17 protein-coding genes are annotated in these 15471 nt (G+C 58.2%); 15 read left to right on the top strand and 2 right to left on the bottom strand.

Features of this window, described 5'->3' with window-relative positions; genetic code table 11:
• Positions 1-1014 precede the first annotated feature (1014 nt).
• A complete protein-coding gene (locus ACGYLI_RS15065) occupies positions 1015-1443 on the bottom strand; it encodes a helix-turn-helix domain-containing protein (protein WP_067263750.1) in 429 nt (142 codons plus the stop codon).
• 214 nt (positions 1444-1657) lie between these two features.
• On the opposite strand from ACGYLI_RS15065, the gene ACGYLI_RS15060 reads away from it, so the two are divergent.
• From ACGYLI_RS15060 to ACGYLI_RS15010, 11 genes are all read left to right on the top strand, one after another.
• Entirely contained in the window at positions 1658-2224 is a 567-nt protein-coding gene (locus ACGYLI_RS15060; RefSeq protein WP_067263755.1) for an SCO family protein, read from the top strand.
• Between the two features lie 5 nt (positions 2225-2229).
• A complete protein-coding gene (locus ACGYLI_RS15055) occupies positions 2230-2652 on the top strand; it encodes a disulfide bond formation protein B (protein ID WP_067263748.1) in 423 nt (140 codons plus the stop codon).
• A complete protein-coding gene (locus tag ACGYLI_RS15050) occupies positions 2649-3308 on the top strand; it encodes a DsbA family protein (RefSeq protein ID WP_394419708.1) in 660 nt (219 codons plus the stop codon). The genes ACGYLI_RS15055 and ACGYLI_RS15050 overlap by 4 nt, the downstream gene beginning before the upstream one ends.
• Positions 3309-3336: 28 nt before the next feature.
• Positions 3337-3804, top strand: coding sequence for a copper chaperone PCu(A)C (locus tag ACGYLI_RS15045; RefSeq protein ID WP_209274031.1), 468 nt, complete (start codon positions 3337-3339; stop codon positions 3802-3804).
• Entirely contained in the window at positions 3804-4421 is a 618-nt protein-coding gene (locus tag ACGYLI_RS15040; RefSeq protein ID WP_067264364.1) for an SCO family protein, read from the top strand. Before ACGYLI_RS15045 ends, ACGYLI_RS15040 begins: the two co-directional genes overlap by 1 nt.
• On the top strand, positions 4418-5785 hold the full coding sequence (locus tag ACGYLI_RS15035) for a M23 family metallopeptidase (RefSeq protein WP_394419707.1): 1368 nt from the start codon (positions 4418-4420) through the stop codon (positions 5783-5785). Before ACGYLI_RS15040 ends, ACGYLI_RS15035 begins: the two co-directional genes overlap by 4 nt.
• A 3-nt stretch (positions 5786-5788) precedes the next feature.
• Positions 5789-6247 (top strand): DUF411 domain-containing protein, encoded by a 459-nt coding sequence (locus tag ACGYLI_RS15030; RefSeq protein WP_394419706.1) that lies wholly within the window; start codon positions 5789-5791, stop codon positions 6245-6247.
• A gap of 22 nt (positions 6248-6269) precedes the next feature.
• Positions 6270-7052 carry a ZIP family metal transporter gene (locus ACGYLI_RS15025; protein WP_067264372.1) on the top strand — a complete coding sequence of 261 codons (783 nt, stop codon included), beginning with the start codon at positions 6270-6272 and terminating at the stop codon, positions 7050-7052.
• Positions 7036-7530: a signal peptidase II gene (lspA, locus tag ACGYLI_RS15020; RefSeq protein WP_082852052.1), complete on the top strand. Its 495-nt coding sequence runs from the start codon at positions 7036-7038 to the stop codon at positions 7528-7530. Before ACGYLI_RS15025 ends, lspA begins: the two co-directional genes overlap by 17 nt.
• Positions 7530-9098, top strand: coding sequence for an apolipoprotein N-acyltransferase (lnt, locus tag ACGYLI_RS15015; protein ID WP_394419705.1), 1569 nt, complete (start codon positions 7530-7532; stop codon positions 9096-9098). The genes lspA and lnt overlap by 1 nt, the downstream gene beginning before the upstream one ends.
• A 337-nt stretch (positions 9099-9435) precedes the next feature.
• Positions 9436-10377: a cytochrome c oxidase assembly protein gene (locus ACGYLI_RS15010; RefSeq protein ID WP_394419704.1), complete on the top strand. Its 942-nt coding sequence runs from the start codon at positions 9436-9438 to the stop codon at positions 10375-10377.
• A gap of 239 nt (positions 10378-10616) precedes the next feature.
• On the opposite strand, the gene mntR is transcribed toward ACGYLI_RS15010, so the two are convergent.
• A complete protein-coding gene (gene mntR, locus ACGYLI_RS15005; RefSeq protein WP_394419703.1) occupies positions 10617-11087 on the bottom strand; it encodes a manganese-binding transcriptional regulator MntR in 471 nt (156 codons plus the stop codon).
• Between the two features lie 91 nt (positions 11088-11178).
• Between mntR and ACGYLI_RS15000 the strand changes: the two genes are divergently transcribed.
• Genes ACGYLI_RS15000 through phnE form a run of 4 tightly spaced genes read left to right on the top strand, consistent with a single transcriptional unit; the run spans position 11179 to position 15471 of the window.
• Positions 11179-13059, top strand: a complete 1881-nt coding sequence (locus tag ACGYLI_RS15000; protein WP_120351849.1) for a cytochrome c peroxidase — start codon at positions 11179-11181, stop codon at positions 13057-13059.
• Positions 13059-13934, top strand: coding sequence for a phosphate/phosphite/phosphonate ABC transporter substrate-binding protein (locus ACGYLI_RS14995; RefSeq protein WP_394419702.1), 876 nt, complete (start codon positions 13059-13061; stop codon positions 13932-13934). Before ACGYLI_RS15000 ends, ACGYLI_RS14995 begins: the two co-directional genes overlap by 1 nt.
• On the top strand, positions 13931-14713 hold the full coding sequence (locus ACGYLI_RS14990; protein ID WP_067264396.1) for a phosphonate ABC transporter ATP-binding protein: 783 nt from the start codon (positions 13931-13933) through the stop codon (positions 14711-14713). The genes ACGYLI_RS14995 and ACGYLI_RS14990 overlap by 4 nt, the downstream gene beginning before the upstream one ends.
• A complete protein-coding gene (gene phnE, locus ACGYLI_RS14985) occupies positions 14713-15471 on the top strand; it encodes a phosphonate ABC transporter, permease protein PhnE (protein WP_067264452.1) in 759 nt (252 codons plus the stop codon). Before ACGYLI_RS14990 ends, phnE begins: the two co-directional genes overlap by 1 nt.

The following is a 15471-nucleotide window of genomic DNA, read 5'->3' as shown; positions in this document are numbered from 1 at the left end:
CCTATCAGTGATGTGACCCACATCACCTTGGCACATTGCGATGCCGTCGGGAGGGGGTATCCACCCCATCAGTTCTCGGTGACAATCAACATCATGGGGCTCTAGAGGTGCGCCGTCGGTGTGGGCGCGAAGCGACGTTGCGGTAAGAGCGACTACGATTGAGACAGATAGAATGAGCCACCTTTGGGACGGCGATGGCAAAGTGGTCTGGGGAGGTTGATGTCCTGCAATGTGCAGCATACACAATCTTTCTACATCTCCGTCTCATCCAATATCGGCGGGTCCTGACTTGCACCTGTCGCCATGCGATCAGATTAACTGGCTGATCCGTCACACGCGGGCCGATGAAAAAACATGCGGTATTCCTTTTGAACGAGAGGCGTTCGCGTTACGCGGCTTCGAGAGGCGCAGGTAGTCGGTCTTTCCAACCTTTGTGCAACATAGTTCCTCTAGCTGCTATAGGTTCAAGCGAATTCGACACCCGGCAGAGCGGCGCAATACGATAGAGCACAAATACGAACCCAACCGGCAACCTCTTCAATGATCCCGACACCGGAGATTTCGAACATTCAATACGTCCCTTGTCTGCGCCAATGTTTGTCGCCCGTCGTATCGCCCAGAGGCCAGCCGCGACAAGTCAGCTTTTAGCGTTCAGCAACGGAGATCGGAACCTGCGGCGATTTTCCGGGACTGGAAGATGGGATCCCAGTCTGCACAAGATGACTTCGTCGCCAAAGATGCGCGCGAACTCAGAGCCGTGCCCAGACCGACCAGACACGGCTGCCCGATTCTTTTCAGTCAGTCCGCGTACCACATGCGCGACAAGTTGGCCTTGGCCTTGAGCACGCGGTCGAAGGCCGGGGTCTTGCCCTCTGCATCATGAAGAGCGCGCGCAGCGACATCGAGATCATGCAAGTTGAACAACAGTGTCTGTCTCTTTGACGCGAAGAGCGGTCACACCCCACGCGGCGCGGCAAGAGCGCCGCGATCGGATAGACAAACGCAACGGGCATCTTAGCCGCCGATCTCTTCATGGTTTGTCAGGCATTCGGAGTGGTCTCTCAACACCTCTAACACACGGCAGTCAGCGGTCTGCCCACCACTGCACTCATGCACCATACGTTTCAATTCCGTGCGCAGCGCCTCCAGGCGAGCCAGTCGATGCTCAACTTGCTTAAGCTGCCGGCGGGCAATCGCATCGGCCTCCGCGCAAGATTTTCCCGGGTGATCGCTGAGGTCGAGCAGTTCGCGGATCGCATCCAACGAGAACCCCAGTTGCCGCGCGTGCCGGACGAACGACAGGCGGTCAAGCTCGGCATCACCATATCGTCGCTGGCCGCCTTCAGTTCTGCCGGGTTCTGGCATGAGCCCGATCTGCTCATAATACCGGACTGTCTGCACTTTTGTACCGGTCTTTTTTGCAAGCGTCCCAATGGTCAACATTTCAGGCCCTCCACATTAGCTACAGAGGGTGTAGCTTTAAGTGGCAGACATCACAAGATTCACCACCTCCTCACAGGTCCGTGATTGCCAGCCAATTAGCGACAATCGCGCTTGAACCTACAGCTGCTAGAAGTTGTAGACACCTCCAAAATATAGAATCAAGTTCGGGCGTAGCGGTGTGAGGCTTCCAGGTTTTCAGAAGGTATCGAAGGTGTTGGCGGGCGTGGCGGCGTTCGTTCTCATCTGGCTGTTGCTGTGGGTGGACTACCGTGCCGACCTTGCCCGCACAGAGAGTGAACCACCGTTTTTTGCTGATTTCGAACTGACCGATCATCGCGGGATGGTCCAAACGGAGGAAGATTTCAAAGGTCGCTGGATGTTGGTCTTCTTCGGCTTCACCAATTGCCCCGACGTCTGTCCGACAACACTGTCCGAAGTCGCGGCCGTGATGGAGGGCTTGGGCGATGAGGCGGCAATGGTTCAGCCGATTTTCATAACGATCGATCCCGAGCGAGATACGCCGACGGCTTTAGCAGAGTACGTGCCCATGTTCGACGCAGGAATCATCGGGCTGACCGGCACGCCGGAGCAGATCGCCGCAACATCCGAGACTTTCCCAATTTTCTTTGAGCGGATCGAGGAGGCTACTGCGCCGGGTGGATACACGATGGGTCACACGTCACACCTTTTCCTTTTCGACACGCAGGCAGGCTTCGCGGATTCCTGGCCCTATGGCACGCCCGCCGAAGAGATCCTCGCCGATCTGAAAGAGAGGATCTGATCGTCATGCCCCGACTCTCTGGAGAAACAGCCCTTGGCCTAGCGTGGATCATTGCGCTTATCTCATCGCTTGCCGTGCTCTTTATTGGCGAGGTGCTTGGTCAAACGCCTTGCATCCTTTGCTGGTTCCAGCGCGCCTTCATGTTCCCCTTGGCCATCGTTCTTGGGCTCGGGTTGTGGTGGCAGGATTCCCGCGTGGGGCGCTATGGCGTTGCACTGGCGCTTGGGGGGGCGGCGGTGGCGATGTATCACATCGGCCTCTATGTCGGTCTGATCCCCGAGGCGATCCAGCCCTGCACGGCGACCGGCCCCTCTTGTACCGACGACAACCAGTTGGTCTTCGGGATTCCGATTCCGCTGATGGCGCTTGTCGCCTTCACGATTATCGGGGTGCTGTCGGCCCTTTCACTGAAGGAAAAACAAACATGAATCGACGCGGCCTCGTTCTATCCGTTCTGGCTGTTGGTGCCGCAGGTTTTGGCGGCGCGGCTTGGTATGCCACCCGCCCCCAACCCATGGCACAGGCAGTCCCTGTCGCGCCCGAAGTGAACGATGTGCTGATCCGGTCCTATTCCCCGATCCTTGGCCCCGAAACGGCACCTGTCACGATTGTCGAGTTTTTCGATCCAGCTTGCGAGGCCTGCCGCGCCTTCTATCCCGTGGTCAAGGATATCATGACTGAACACGGTGGTGCGGTCCGTGTCGTCATTCGATATACTGCCTTTCACGGGAAAGCTTCAGTTGAAGCGATCCGTGTTCTCGAAGCTGCGCGGATGCAGGGTGTGTTCGAACCCGTGCTGGAAGCGGTCCTGCGCGAGCAGCCACGATGGGCGTCCCATGGCACTCCAGCACCGGGTTTGATCCTTGAGATTGCCGCAAGCGGTGGTCTGGATGTCGAAGCTGCTCGAACACAGATGCTGGCCCCCGGTGTCGTGGCAGTGCTCAATCAGGACCGCGCTGATGTCGAAGCGGTAGGCGTGCGACAAACGCCCACGTTCTTCGTCAACGCCAAGCCATTAGACCCGTTCGGTGAGGCCGAACTGCGGCGACTGGTCGCTGCAGAAATTGCGGTCAGCCAAAGTTGATGCTCGGATAGATAAAGGAGAATCTGTCATGATAGAGCTACCTTATATCAAGGGCTTGACTCTTTTTTTGCTGCTCTCGGGCATGTCGACACCGACATTTGCCGGTTCGGAGGACGTCATCGTAGTAAACGCGTGGTCCCGTGCTTCGATTGGCATAAACCGACCAGGCGCGGCATATTTCACTATACATAACGCAAATGAAGACACAGTCACGCTGACCGGACTTACAACACCACTGGCCACGATGCCCGAGATCCATGAGACGAAAACCAACGCTGCAGGCGTCAGTTCAATGTCACCTGCAGGCGACATCACGATTGGGCCGGGCGAAAGCGTGGCATTGGAGCCGGGCGGGCTGCACGCCATGCTCATGAAGCTGCAAGACCCGATGATCGAAGGCGAGACCTTCCCGCTGACACTGACTTTCTCGGACGGTGGCGAAGTGACTGTTGAGGTCCCAATTCTGGGGATCGCCGCGCGCGGGCCGGAAAGCTGATGCAGCGTCGGCAATTGTTCCAATACGGTGCAGGCGCTCTGGCTATGATGCTTGGTATCGGCTGGTGGCGCGTGGATGGTCCCGGCGCTCCGAAACCTACTGGCCAAAGGCCGCTCCCCCTAACGGTGATGGATTTCCGACTGACCGATCACGAAGGCCATGAAGTGGGCCCAGAAACCCTGATCGGACGGCCGACCATGGTGTTCTTCGGGTTCACCTACTGCCCGGATGTCTGCCCCACGACGTTATCGGATATCTCAGGCTGGCTTGAAGATCTCGGAGACGAAGCCGCGCAGATGAACGTGGTCTTCATCACGGTCGATCCGGCGCGTGACACGGTCGAGGCCATGGCCGAATATGTCGGCTATTTTCATCCGGCCATTCGGGGTTGGACCGGGACGGAAAACCAGATTACCCGCGCTACAGAAGGGTTTCGGGCTTCGTATGAGCGCGTCCCGACCGAGGGAGGTGACTACACGATGAACCATACGGCAAGCATATTTCTTTTTGGCGCCAACGGTGAGTTCGTCACCATGATTGACCACCACGAGCCAAGAGAATTCGCAGTACCGAAGATCCGACGTGCGTTGACAGAAGATGTAGAGATCACAACATGAGAATAAGAGTTGCCTCGGTGGCCCTGGTTGGCGCCTTTTCGATGACTGCCATCGCCACCTTAGGGTGGTGGTCCAAAGAACCGGTGCCCCAATCGATTGCCGAAGCAACGCAATGGGCGCCTGCTGCAGTTTTGGAACCGCGACTTGCTGATAGCGTCATGACGGTTCCCAAAACCACACAAGTCGGCGGAGCGCGCAAAATCCTAAACGTCCCTCTCTTGCAGCCTGACGTCACCGAAACCGCCTTGCCAGCAATTGAACCGCCCTTGGTGACTTGGACGCGTCAAATCGCGTCGGGTGAGACGTTGGATGCAGTTTTAGCGAACGCCGGCGTTGCCGCACCCGCCCGTGCGGAGATCGCTCTGGCACTTGGAGTGGAATATGATCTGCGCCGATTGCGCCCAGGCCATGAGATCACCGTGATCTCAAACGAGGACGGCAATCCGAAGCGCGTAGAACTGGCCATTGACGATGGAGTGCGGATCGAAACGGTTTTTGGTGAAGAACTTCTTACGCGCGTATTGGAACCAGACCCTGAAGTGGTGATTTTCGCAAGCGAGGCGGTGGTTGAAAGTTCGATCTCCGCAGCGTTGGACAAGGCAAAGATACCTGCACGCTTCGCGGTCGATCTGGCACAGATGCTGGGCGGCACAATCGATTTTCGACGTGAACTCTCCGGGGGTGAGAGGATGCGTCTCCTTTGGCGCGAGGCGCGAGAAGGAAACAAAAGGATTGGCCAGCCCGAGCTTGCCTTTGCCGCATTGGACCTTGCTGGATCGGTCTATGAGATCGTCTGGCCGGATGACGGCAGCGGTCAAGCGACGATCTATGTGGATGGAGAGGTCCTGCGTGTCTTTGCCCAACCGGTGGAAGGAGCGCGGCTGAGTTCCGTCTTCGGCCGTCGCACGCACCCGGTCTATGGGAATGTACGCATGCACACCGGCGTCGACTTTGCTGCGGCCCGCGGTACGCCTGTAAAAGCAACGGCGCCTGGACGCGTGAGCTTCATCGGACGTCGTGGTGGATATGGCCGGGTGGTGGAGATATCGCATGGTTCCGACACCCTGACACGATACGCACATCTCAGCGAGGTGCCGGACACACTCGAACAAGGGCAGCGCGTGATGGCCGGAGACATGATCGGTCGCGTCGGTGCTACCGGCACCGCGACCGGCCCAAATCTGCATTATGAGGTTCTGGTCGATGGTCGCCCGACGGATCCTCTCTCAGACGACCGACTGGTAGAGGCGGCCGACCGGGATGCGGTTGGCACGGCTGCACTTAAGCGATTGGCTGAGGCTCGCTCGCTACTGGCCGAGAGGCTCACCAGCGAATTTGTACAGACAACAACCGAAACGCTTTAATCCATGAAACGACTGGCTCCCGCTCTTGCAGTCACGCTGGCCTTGTTTTCCGCGGCGCAAGCTGTCGCCGATGCGATCCAGATTGATGTCCGGAAGACAAACGGCTGCGGCTGTTGTCTGTCTTGGATGAAGCACCTTGAGGAAAGCGGATTCGCGCCGATAGGCGAGGACATGTTCGGGGGATCTCTTGTGCGATTCAAACTCGACACCGGCGTGCCTCAGCGCATGGTATCCTGCCATACGGCTTTGGTCGACGGCTACGTGATCGAAGGTCATGTAGCGGCATCAGACATCCAGCGTTTGTTGGATGAGCGTCCAGATGCAGTGGGGGTGGCGGTGCCGGGTATGCCCTATGGCTCGCCGGGCATGGGACCGGAAGATGATCGCGAGGGCTACGATGTCTTTTTGATCCAGGGCGATGGGTCGACCGAAATCTTTAGCAGCTATTTGGCCGCTGACTGACGTATCGGCGGGAACTCAGCGCTTGGAACCCTTGTCCCCAATAACTCTCGGCTTTCTTGGAAGCCTTGCCGCCGGATCGCTGACAGCGGTCGGGGCGACCCCCGTTCTCTTTGGACGCGTCCCCTCCCGTGCCACGCGCGATTTGCTGCTTGGCTTCGCGGCGGGTGTCATGCTCGCTGCTTCATTCTTTTCGTTGATCATTCCGGCTCTCGACGCAGCCGAAAGACAGTTCGACAACGGTGCTCTCCCGGCAGCCATCGTTTGTGTTGCGATCTTGCTTGGCATGGGGGCGGTCGCTCTGATGAATGAACGACTGCCGCATGAACATTTCAAAACGGGGCGAGAAGGGCCCGCCGCCGCATCTCTGCGCCGCGTCTGGCTCTTCATCATAGCGATCACGATCCACAATTTTCCCGAAGGGCTTGCCGTTGGTGTCGGGTTTGGGGCTGATGGTTTCTCTGGTGGCTTGCCGCTCGCGATTGGCATCGGGCTGCAAAACGCGCCCGAGGGTCTCGCCGTAGCGGTCTCATTGCTTGGTGAGGGGTATTCTAGGCGCCGTGCGTGGGGGGTTGCCGCCCTGACAGGTCTTGTCGAGCCGGTAGGCGGGCTTCTTGGCGCTGGCATCATCGGCATCTCGCAGCCCCTGTTGCCATGGGGCCTCGCCTTCGCCGCCGGGGCGATGCTCTACGTAATCAGCCACGAAATCATTCCCGAAACCCACCGATCCGGCCATCAAAACAGGGCGACTTTCGGTCTCGCGGTCGGCCTCGTGATCATGTTGTTCCTAGATGTATGGCTGGGGTGATGAGATGAAACAGTCCCATTTCCAAGGCTTCATTGCGGCTGGAACTGCTTTTCTTGTCGATCAGGTGACAAAAGCAATCGTCGTCGCTAATGCGACAGATTTGAGCGCCGGAATTCCGGTCTTTCCCAGTTTTAATCTTATTTACTTGCGCAACGATGGCGTGACATTCGGACTGCTTGGTGGAGCACCATGGTGGGGCCTTGCGACCTTGGCCCTAGCCATCTGCGGCTGGTTGACCGTCATGCTGGTACGCACTGACAACCGGGTTGAGGCTATCGCCTATGGTGCGATCATCGGTGGCGCGCTCGGCAACGTCCTCGACCGCATTCGATTTTGGGGTGTGACGGACTTCCTCGATTTCTACGTCGGCTCCACGCATTGGCCCGCCTTCAACATGGCGGATGTGTTCGTGGTCGGTGGCGTGGGGCTGCTGCTCTTAGCACCGTGGTTAGCCGCTAAACTTCAGACTGGCCCATGATGACGGGTTGGCTGCAATTGACTGGCTGCAGCCGTTGCTTTCCCCTGCGATCAGGGATTAGCTTTATGGCGGGCGGTTTAACGGTTTTAACCCTTCCACCGTTCTCATGGATCATCGCTGTTCCAGTCGCCTTCTCAGCACTCTTTCTCGTGCTCATGCAGGTTTCCACCGCGCGCGCCTTCGTCATCGGCTGGATCTTTGGAATGGGCCAGTTCCTGTTTGGAATTTCCTGGATTGCCGAAAGCTTTTACGTCGATTCCGAACGTTTCGGTGCCCTTGCGATCCCAGCAGTCGCGGGACTGTCCGCCGGACTGGCCATTTTTCCAGCTATTGCGGCGATGTTATTTGCCACCGTAATGCAGCGCCGTGCTGTCGGCGGCATTACGGCAGGTCTTCTGCTTGCAACGTGTTGGGTTGCCGCGGAATGGCTGCGTGGTCATGTCCTGACGGGGTTTCCCTGGAACCTTGCTGCTTATGCCCTTGTCGAACATGCCCCCCTGCGCCAACCCGCCGCATGGGTCGGAAGTTACGGTCTGGGCTTTGTCACGGTATTTATCAGCATATTGCCAGGTGTGTTCATCGCAGCCGCGCCAAACAGCCGCGCAGCTGTTTTGGCGCTCTTTGCCGTCGCGGTGACGGTAATTTGGGGGGGCGGTGTGCTTCGGCTAAATCAGAACGTGCCGCCAACGGACATTGCGTTGCGCATCGTCCAAGGCAATGTGCCGCAAGTCGAGAAGTGGGCGCCGGGCAGCCGCGAACGCACGCTGGAAAAATACCTCGGCTTGTCCGCGCAACCCGGACGCTTCGACCTGCTGCTGTGGCCGGAAACGGCCTTTCCCGGTTTTCTGGACGAAGACGCCTTGGCGCGCAGGCGGTTATCCACGGTTTTGCCAGACGGTAGGATCCTTTTGACAGGTGTGCCTGACCGCGTAGAGAGGGATGGGGGAACCCGATATTTCAACACGGTTCAGGCCTATGACGGCAGCGGCGAAATTCTAACGGGATATGCAAAACATCATCTTGTTCCGTTCGGGGAATATGTGCCCCTGAAAGGTTGGCTGCCGATCGAGCGCCTGGCCGAAGGTTTGGGTGATTTCACGCCGGGACCAGGGCCACGAACGCTGGCAATTCCGGGCGCGCCTCTGGTTGCGGTGGCAATCTGTTACGAGATCATTTTTCCGGGCCAGGTGGTCGACGATCTTTTTCGTCCCGACTGGATTTTCAACGCCACAAATGATGCCTGGTTCGGCGCCAGCATCGGGCCCGAGCAGCACCTCGCATCCGCGCGCATGCGCGCTGTGGAGGAAGGGCTACCCGTGGTGCGCGCTGCGAACACCGGGATATCCGCAATTATTGATGCTAACGGCGAGATCGTCGCGCGCCTCGACACTGGGCGAACAGACGTCATAAATGAAAGCCTACCGGCAGCGCGTACGGCTACGCCTTACGGACGTTTCGGCGATTGGACATTTCTGTCGCTCATCTGTGCAGCTTGGACGTTGAGGTTTGCCTTCGGCTTGGCCAAACAGCGACATAAGTCTGTAAAAACAAACCCAAAGGAACCGTGATGCTAATGTTTGTAGGCTTTATCGGAGGTGCTTTTTGGGGAGGCTATTTAGCCCGGAGCCGCAAAGGGAACTACCTAGACATCCTTCAATATGCGGCAAGCTTCGGCATCGCCCTAGGCCTACTGGGTTTCTTCATCTCAGTGGTTCTCTTACGCATCACTTCCTAACGCGAATTTGGTCTTTGTATCGAATTAAAACTGCCCGCTTCCTAGGGTTGCGTAATGGGAAAATCCCGACGTTCATCGGTACCTATCGACTGGCTGACAATACAAAATGACAGGAGCTGATAATCCCCTTCTTTCTTCTTTTCGACCCGTTTGGATTTGCGGTTTCGCCAGTGTCCATTGTATCCGTCAGTTTGTCCGCATGGTTCTATATGCGCGGCCTCAGACGACCCGTGCGTATCCGCGGAACGATCTCTGTCTGGCGTCCGATCTTGTTCTTCGCCGGCCTCGCTTGCATTCTTGCAGCCATGAACGCACCGCTCGCTGTAATGGGACATACCTTATTCTCAATACATCAGGTCGAACATCTTCTTCTTCGCCTTATCGGCCCCCTTCTCATCGCCGTATCGCAGCCGTGGCGCATCCTGCTATCCAGCCTCGAAAGACGCCGGCGTCAACACTTCAGTGCGCCAGCGAACTCCCGGGGACAAAGTTTCGTAGCGCAACCAACGGCCGCAACTGGGTTGATTGTTGGAGCGCTATTTATCTGGCAGGTACCTGTCATTTACTCACTTGCGCAGCGTATCGCGGCTATCGAAGTGTTCGCTCATCTGGGAATGGTACTAGCAGGGCTCTGGTTCTTTACCATGCTCTTCGATCCCAGAGACCCCCCTGTGGGCGCCAAACGCGGAGCGAGGCTGTTGTCCGCCTTTGTTGTGATCGTAGCAAACATTTTTCTAGGTTCCCTGACGACACTCAAGGAGGTGAGCCTTTACGCATCCTCCCATAGGGAAAGAATTGGATTGATCGATGCGCTGTCCGACGAAACGATCGGCGGCTATACTATTTGGGTCCCGTCTTCGATGGTGATGATCGTCGCGATCATTCTGGTCATGAACGGCTGGGACGCTGCGGAAGTACGTCGCTGGAATACGAGATACGACCTGCTACGCGGCTCGAATTCAGCGGCACTGGAGTTTCCGGAAACCGCCGAAGAATTGCGTCTGAAAGTGGCAAAGACAAACCGCGACATGGGCCGGACCCTCGCCATAGGCGCATTGGTCATGTTCTTGATCGTCATCACAACGGTGGTGACAATTGTCTATGCGCTTTGAACAGAGGACCCACTCAAGGGTTGCGCCTACCTCTTTTCACGCGACCGGCATTTTCGCTGCATGGTCGGCGCAGGTAGGAATATTGGGCGCACTATTTCGTGCTGGCCAAACTCAGAGGACGCGATGGGTTGGACCAGAGTTGAGCATTGACACAAATGCTACCCCGCCAACGTATGACTGCTGACGCTGCAGCCTCCTGAGTCTCGCCTTGCTGAATTTCGAGAGAACTCGATGCTGCGCTACTTGCTGCTCTGAAACTTCTGGAGGGCGTGCTCGAAGGCCTCCAGCGTGGTCGTGCTGACGTGATGCTCGATCCCCTCCGCATCGCGTTCCGCAGTCTCTTCGTCGATTCCCAGGCTGAGAAGAAACGCGACAACGACTCTATGGCGGCGGCGACAGGCCTCGGCCAATTCTCGGCCCGCATCGGTTAGAAATATTGCGCGGTAACGCTCCCGCCGCACCAAACCAGCAGCCTTGAGTCGGGAGATGTTCTTGGTCACTGTTGGAGATTTCACGCCAAGCCGCTCGGCGATTTCGACCGGCCTAGCCTCCCCCCGCAACTCGATCAGCTCTGCGATCAGTTCCACATAATCCTCCGCCATTTCGCTTTCATGTGCTCGGCGCACAGTCGCGAAACCCTTAGCCTGCGCTTCGGGAGCTCTCTCGGCAGTCTCGAACGCCTCGCGTTCGTATGATTGTAGCTTCGACATGTCCGGACATTGCAACGAATAACTAAAATTGACAATCTAATTAGCCTAGAATACCTAAGTTAGACGAGTCTAAGTTTTAGCGCTGGAGGCTATGGTGATAAAAAATCTTTCGAGGCTGCTGCTAACCGCTGCAAGCGCGGTCCTGCTGTCCGGACCCGGGGGGGCGACGCCTGTCAAAGAGGCTCCGTGGCTTCCTGAGGCGGCAGCCTATCGGCTGACACTTTTTCTTGGGAATCTCGCGCCAGTGCCTTGGGACGACATCGAGACCGCTTGGACAGAACCTCACCGGGGTTCGGAATTCTCGACCGGCGCGTTGGAGTGGGTGGACCGCAAAAGCGGTATCAAGCCGGATGGTATCCTTGACGCCATGGCACGTGAAGACCGGCAAGCAGTTTTCACAGAGGCCACTCGTCTTGTAGCGCTTAGGATCGAAGAGGAATTGGACCGGACTCTCGCAGCCGAAGAGCCTGCAAAGGCGCGCCAGGCTCTGCGAACGGCAGGCGAGCTCTACCGTGCGTTTGAGGATGGTATCGCGGCAGCCGACCCCGAAGCAGCAAGACGTATCGGCCTCGCTTGGCTGGAACTTAACAGTAGCACGGGGTCCGCTGGTCTTCTCGGCGCTGGCGCCTTTTCCGCGGATCGCGACACGCTGGAGGCCGCGCGCGCAGTCATTTCCAGCTATCTCGCGGAAAATTACCTCTTAGCCAACTATGCTCCACGTCAGACACTGAGTGCCCTGCCCGAAACCGCTGTGTTCAGCCGACGCACTATCGAGGTGCCGCCAAGCTTGCCGCCTGGCTCCGACATCTTCGATCAGGACCCGCTGCCATTGCTTGTCCTCAACTTCGAGGAACAAGGTATCGACGAGACCGATCTGCCCTTGGTGGCTTATGGCGACATGCTTTTCGACAGCCCGCAGATATTCGGAAATCCTGCGCGAAACCTCGGGATCGCCTGTTCGACCTGTCACAATCGCTCGGATGTGAACCAGCGCCTCTTCATCCCGGGCGCCAGCCACCAACCCGGTGCCATCGACGTCGATGGCGCGTTCTTTAATCCTATCTTCAACGACCGGCGCGACGACCCGATCGACATTCCGAGCCTGCGCGGGCTGCGCTTCACCGGGCCTTATGGTCGCGATGGGCGCTTTGCCTCTCTGCGCGACTTCAGCCGGAACGTGATCGTCAATGAATTTGGCGGCGCGGAGCCGACGCCCTTGATGCTCGACGCGCTGGTAGGATACATGCTCGAATTCGACTTCCTACCAAACTCTAAGCTGAATGCGGATGGTACGCTGTCCGAGGCAAACCCGGACGCGGCGCACCGAGGCGAGGCTATTTTTAATCGGCCTTTCGCTGGGCTAGGCGATCGCTCCTGCGCTAGTTGCCACGTGCCTGACGCAAATTTCCTCGATCGGCAAGCCCATGACATTGGATCGGTCTCGCCGGCATATAGTGGCGCGCGCGCAGGCGCGCTGGATACGCCGTCCTTGCTGGGAACCGCATATACCGCCCCCTATTTTCACGACGGTTCGCTGTCGACGTTGGCCGCCGTTGTTGAGTGGTTCGATGAGACGAAATCGCTTGGGCTATCAGAGACGGAACGGACTGAACTGACCGCGTATCTGGAGACTGTAGGGTCGGCAGACGAGCCTTACGAGAAGTTCGACGCAGAGAACACCGCCTTTCGCCTGACATTTGCCGAATTGGCGACATTTGCATCGACGCTCGACACGCTTCTGCCCCGACGTGACGCAGAGCACATCCTGCTGCTGACCGATACTGTCGCTGCGGACCTCGCCGCAGACGCGAGCACCATGTCGAACCTGACCGCACGGCCCGAAGTCTATGCCTTGGCCGAGCGTCTTGCCGCAGTCGGCGATGCAGTCCGTGACGACGACTGGGGGGCCGCCGAAGCAAGTTGGACCGCGTTCAAGACCGAAGCCGACGCGATCGAAGAGAGGGCATTCTGATGGAATTCTACCTAACCCGCAGAAATATGCTGGCCTTGGCCAGTGCAGGCGCGATCTCGCTGGCCTCCCCGCTGATCGCACAAGACACTCCCTTGCGGCTTGCTTTCATTCCGCAGGAGAATCCCGACAAGCTCTTAGGCGACATTGAGGCCATCACAAGATGGCTATCCGAACAGATTGGCGTTCCCGTGGAAGGCTTCGTCACCATCGACCATGCTGCGGCTGTCGAGGCACTTCGCAACGGAGATGCAGACGTCTCCTTCATGGGCGCATTGCCTTTCGTTCTGGCGGAGGCGGAAATTGGCGCGGTACCTCTCTTGTCTGAGGTCTACCGGGGCGCGTCAAGTTACACAGGACGCATTTTTGTCCGCCGCAACAGCGGTATCGAAACGCTGGCAGACCTGCGCGGGCGCGATATCGCCTTTGCCGACCCGATCTCTGAATCAGGTTATCTTTATCCTCTTTCCGAATTCGTTAAGGCCGGGCTAATTGAGGGTCCTGGCGCAGCGGAGAAATTCTTCGGCCGCGTGTTCTTTGCGGGAGGCTACCAGCAAGCCATGCAGGCTATGGCCGAAGGTCTGGTCGATGCCGCCGGTGCCAGTCAGTATGCGGATTTGTTGTTGACCCCACAACAGCAGGCCGAGGTGACTTGGCTCGTAGAAAGCGCGCCGATTCCAAGTCACCTTGTGATCGCACGCCCAGAACTCGATGCCGCCCTGCAAGCCCGTTTTGTTGACGTCATGCTGAAGCTCAACGAACCGAAGCACCGCGACAAATTGAGCTATCTTTACGGACCAGATGGCTACGTCAGGGCAGACGGCACCGCGTATGAAGGCGTACGCGATATGGCAAAGAAATACGGGCTGTTACGATGAGCATGGCTATCGAAATAGACGATCTGAGTTATGTCCATAAGGGCGCACAGCTACCAGCGTTGGAACGAGTCTCATTTCGGATCCCGGCGGGCGAGTGTGTCGCTTTACTGGGCCCATCCGGGGCGGGCAAAACGACGTTGCTGGCGCTGCTCGACGGTAGGATTCAGGGATGGCGCGGGCGCGTTTCTGTCTTGGGTGCGCCGCTCAATCCCGACCGCCCACCACCCCGAGCTCGCCGTCCTGATACCGGTTTCGTGTTTCAGGAATTCGCCCTCGTAGAACGCTCCACGGCACTACGCAACGTGCTCAACGGCCGCCTGGGGCGGATGTCACCTTTCCAAGCAGTACTGGGATCGCCAATGGCTCACGATCTCGATATTGCCCGCACAGCACTCGCCGATTGCGGCATCGCAGAACTCGCGGAACGCCGTGTCGACAGTCTCAGCGGAGGACAGCGACAGCGCGTGGCTATTGCGCGATGTCTGGCGCAGGAACCACGGCTGATCCTCGCCGACGAGCCAGTGAGCAACCTCGACCCCGCCCGCGCTGGAGAGGTTCTGGGGTTGATGACCAAGGCGGCGCGAGCGCGTGATGCAACAGCGCTATTCTCCTCGCACCAACCCGATCTGGCGCGGCGTTTTGCAGGGCGCATCATCGGCATACGAGAGGGGCGGATCGCGTTTAACGTGCCAACGTCCGAGTTGAAAGACGATGCGACTGCCGAACTCTATCGGGGGTCAGGACCGACGCCGGAACTCGGTCCCCGGGCGGTGTTATGATGGCCCCCCGCGACTTCGGCGGCTTCGTCACCAGTTCGCTGATCGCTATTGCCATCCTATGGTCCCTCGTCACAACCGATGTCGAGTTGTCGCGTCTTGCTTCGGCCGGTCCACGGATTACCGACTTTATCGGCCGGATGTTCCCGCCCGATCCGACAGTGATGACCGAGATCAAAAAAGGCAGCGCAGAGACACTAAGAATAGCAATCCTCGGCTCCCTCGGCGCAGTGCTGCTGTCGACCCCTCTGGCTATTCTCGCGTCCGAAACCATGGTTTCGCGTGCGGTGTTCGGGCCGGTCCGCGCGCTGCTGGCCTTTATCCGGGCGGTACCGCTGATCCTCGTGGCCATGCTCATGGTGGGCGCGGTCGGGCTCGGGCCGCTGCCCGGCATCATCGCAGTTGCCTTTCATGCCACTGGGATGCTCGCTAAATTCTATGCCGAGGCGATCGACGGCGTATCTCGCGCCCCCATCGCAGCACTTGAAAGTGCAGGGGCTGGACCGCTCGTGCGGCTCAGACATGCGATTTGGCCACAGATGGCCCCAGTCATCGCCCGCGACACGATTTTCCGGTTCGAACTGAACCTGCGTGAGTCGTTGGTCCTCGGCATCGTCGGCGCGGGCGGGATCGGCTTTTACATCCAGACCTACATCCGCTCTTTTCAGTATGACAAGGCGGCCAGCGTCACGATTGCCGTCGTCGGCCTAGTCATCGTCATCGAGGCGATCAACATCACGCTGCGTCGTCGATTTACCTAA

This window comes from Sulfitobacter sp. 1A13421, assembly GCF_043557285.1.
In the GTDB taxonomy this organism is placed as follows: Bacteria; Pseudomonadota; Alphaproteobacteria; order Rhodobacterales; family Rhodobacteraceae; genus Sulfitobacter; species Sulfitobacter faviae.
This window is presented reverse-complemented; position numbering and strand designations above follow the sequence as displayed.